Annotated in this window: 1 protein-coding gene; it reads right to left on the bottom strand. The window is 42.5% G+C overall.

The window, feature by feature from the left end; all coding sequences use genetic code 11:
- Positions 1-534 (bottom strand): DUF1456 family protein (locus A3735_RS06085; protein WP_068637757.1); only part of this gene is annotated, 534 nt, incomplete at its 3' end.
- Positions 535-720 lie beyond the last annotated feature (186 nt).

The following is a 720-nucleotide window of genomic DNA, read 5'->3' as shown; positions in this document are numbered from 1 at the left end:
TCGGTCGCTTTCGCTGTTTGAGTCTTCCTTACTATGGACGGGAGATGCAGGAACCGCAGTCTCATCAGCATCTGTGCTATCACGGTATTTTCGCTGCATGCCCTGAATAAACTTGCGCAGCATTTGATCTTGCAGCTCACGATAATGTTTGTGGCCTACTTTACGAAAGAATGCGCTCAACTCGGATTTGCTGACACGATAGCCACCTAATGCCATTAGCTCACAAATATCATCGTCTCGAAGGTTCAGCGCAATCTTCAGCTTACGCAAAATAATATTATTATTTAAACGACTTTCGGGCAAAGCTTGAGGACCATCTTTCTTGCCACGCAACTTATTAATCATACCATTGAGAAAACTGGCAAACTTTTTATCTGGACAGTTAACGAAGTCTGGATCATCGTCTTTCTTTAGCCATTGACTTATGTGCTCTCGAGTTACAGCGCATTCTGCACTGGCCCACAGCGCAATCATTTGTCGATCATTATATTCAAAGGTATAGCGCAAGCGGCGAAGGATATAGTTATTGGTCAAAACAGTCTCGCAAGTTATTGCCCCTATCTTCTCGGGGCCGTAAATTATTACAACAGGCTAACATATTTTCGTGCAGACAATCCCTTCAGCATCAAATCCAATCGCGTTAGCTTCAGCACTATATTGTTCGATTAGAAAACTTTGTTAGAAACTCACTGCTTTTAGGGTGACTACTCTTTATATGAA

The organism is Oleiphilus sp. HI0061 (genome assembly GCF_001635675.1).
This window is presented reverse-complemented; position numbering and strand designations above follow the sequence as displayed.